This window comes from Promicromonospora kroppenstedtii DSM 19349 (genome assembly GCF_000515355.1).
In the GTDB taxonomy this organism is placed as follows: Bacteria; Actinomycetota; Actinomycetes; order Actinomycetales; family Cellulomonadaceae; genus Promicromonospora; species Promicromonospora kroppenstedtii.
This window is the reverse complement of the sequence record NZ_KI911594.1, coordinates 7,108-9,686: the sequence shown is the minus strand read 5'-3', so window position 1 is coordinate 9,686 and position 2,579 is coordinate 7,108. Positions and strand designations below refer to the sequence as shown.

The window sequence follows — 2,579 nt, the reverse complement described above, 5'->3', positions numbered from 1 at the left end:
ACGGGCTCGCCCCGCACCGGGCTGCCCGCGGCGGCGTCCGCCCCGAGCTGGGCGAGCACCGACCAGGCGGCACCCGCGCACCGCAGCAGGCTGGGGTAGGTCTCGTCGGTCTCCAGGGCGTCGACCACGCGTTCGAGGTCGGCGACCACGCGCACCAGGTCGTGCACCTCGACGACGGCGACGTCGTCCGGGCCGGCGTGCCGGGCCAGGTCGCGCTCGAACTCGCCCGCGTCATCGCCCCGGGCGTGCATCCACCAGATCGTCCATGGGTCGTCGTCGTCCGCCCAGTACTCGTGCGGCACGCCCGCGGGAATGACGAGCGCCTGAGCAGCGCCGATACGATGCAGGCCGCCCGGTGTGCGGCACCAGCCGCGCCCCGCCGAGGACACGATGACGATGGTCCCCACGGCGCCCCGCGCACGGACCCGGCCGTGGTTGGCCGCGTGCGGAAAGTAGCCCGCGTCGGTGACCAGCAGGCGGGAGGTGGGGCCCGCCTGCGACGTCGCGCGGACCACGGTGGTCGGCAGCACCCGCAGGCGCTGTCCCGGGAAGCCGTCACGGATGCGCACCCCTGGAGGGTAGCCCCGAGGGGCCGCCCGCGTCAGCCGGCGTCGCACCCTGCGAATCGTCGGATCGTCCAGGCAGTTAAGTCGATACGTCGCTTCCCGGGGTGCCCCCGGGGTTCGTAGCGTCGGTCCCATGCTCGATGTGGAGTCCGTGCTCGAACTGCCCGACCGGCCCGGCGACCTGGCCGGCCGGGCCGCGGCCGCCTGGGAGGCGCCGCTCAACCTGACCACCTATGCGCCCCTGCCGCCCGACCGGTTCCCGGCGTACCTGGACCGGCGGGTGTACCAGGGGTCGTCCGGCCGCGTGTACCCGCTGCCGTTCCACCACCAGATCGCCGACGAGCCGCACCAGCGGGCCTGGCGCGCGGTGCACCTGGAGAACGAGTGGCTGCGCGTGGTCGTGCTGCCGGAGCTCGGCGGGCGCATCCACGTGGCCCGGGAGCGCGGCAGCGGCCGCGACCTGTTCTGGACCAACCCGGTGATCAAGCCCGCCCTCGTGGGGCTGGCCGGGCCGTGGGTGGCCGGGGGCGTGGAGCTCAACTGGCCGCAGCACCACCGCCCCGCGACCTACCTCCCGGTGGACGTCGAGATCGAGGAGGAGCCCGACGGCGCCGTCGTCGTCTGGTGCTCCGACCACGACCCGTTCACGCGGATGAAGGGCATGCACGGCGTGCGCCTGCGCCCCGACAGCGCCGTGCTGGAGCTGACCGTGCGGCTGTACAACCGCAGCGAGCTGCCGCAGTCGTTCCTCTGGTGGGCCAACGTGGCCGCGAAGGTGGACGACGACTACCAGTCGTTCTTCCCGCACGACGTGACCTACGTGGCCGACCACGCCCGGCGCGCGATCACCGCGTTCCCGCACGCCGACCGCCCCTACTACGGCGTGGACTACCCGGCGCTGGCGAGCCGGGGCGGCGACCGCCTCGACTGGTACCGCAACATCCCGGTGCCGACGTCGTACATGTGCCTGGGCAGCGACGAGGAGTTCTTCGGCGGGTACGACCACGCGTCGGGCCTCGGGTTCGTGCACGTGGCGGACCGCGCCATCTCGCCGGGCAAGAAGCAGTGGACCTGGGGCAACGCCCCGTTCGGGCACGCCTGGGACGCCAACCTGGCCGACGACGGCTCGCACTACGTGGAGCTCATGGCGGGGGTGTTCACCGACAACCAGCCCGACTTCGCCTACCTCGCCCCCGGCGAGACCAAGGTGTTCTCCCAGTACTGGTACCCGGTGCGCGACGTCGGCCCGGTGGACCGGGCCACGCTCGACGCCGCGGTCCGGCTGGAGCGGTCGGGTCCCGACGGCGCGGCGACCACGGCGCGCGTCGGCGTCGTCGTGCCGCGGCCCCTGGACGATCTGACGGTCACGCTGTCGGCCGACGGCGCGGTGCTCACGACCGACGTCGTCGACGTCGACCCGACGCGCCCGGCGCTGCTGGAGCACGAGGTCCCGGCCGGGACCGGGCCCGTGACGGTGACGGTCACCCACGGCGATCGTGTACTGGTCGCCTGGACCGAGATCGCGGCCGCCCATCCCCTTCGAGACCTAAGTTTCTCCTCTTTGGACGGTCTCAAAGACAAGAAACTTAGGCCTCAAAGGGATGGGGCCGAGGGTGAGGCAGCCGAGGGTGAGGCGGCCGACGGTGGGGTGGCCGACGGTGGGGTGGCCGACGGCGGCGAGCCCGACCCCGCCGAGGAGCCCCCCGCCCCCGACGAGGTGGGCACCGTCGAGGAGCTGGCCCTGATCGCCGCGCACCTGGACCTGTACCGGCACGCCACACGCGCCCCCGAGCCGTACTGGCACGAGGCGCTGCGCCGCGACCCGGGGCACGTGGACAGCCTGGTGGGCCTCGGCCGCCGCGCCTACGTGGCGGGCGACCCCGAGCGGGCCCGCGACCACCTGGAGCGCGCCGTCGAGCGGCTGACCCGGCTGCACCGCAGCCCCCGCGACACTACGGCGCTCTACCTGCTGGGCCTGGTGCGCGAGCAGCTCGGCGACGACGCGGGTGCCTA

General features: G+C 73.8%; 2 protein-coding genes. One reads left to right on the top strand and one right to left on the bottom strand.

Features of this window, described 5'->3' with window-relative positions; translation table 11 throughout:
• A partial coding sequence (locus PROKR_RS03055; RefSeq protein ID WP_245605675.1) for an AraC family ligand binding domain-containing protein occupies positions 1-569 on the bottom strand: 569 nt, incomplete at its 3' end.
• 130 nt (positions 570-699) lie between these two features.
• Here PROKR_RS03055 and PROKR_RS03050 point away from each other — a divergent pair.
• On the top strand, positions 700-2,579 hold a 1,880-nt coding region (locus PROKR_RS03050; RefSeq protein WP_245605674.1), incomplete at its 3' end, for a DUF5107 domain-containing protein.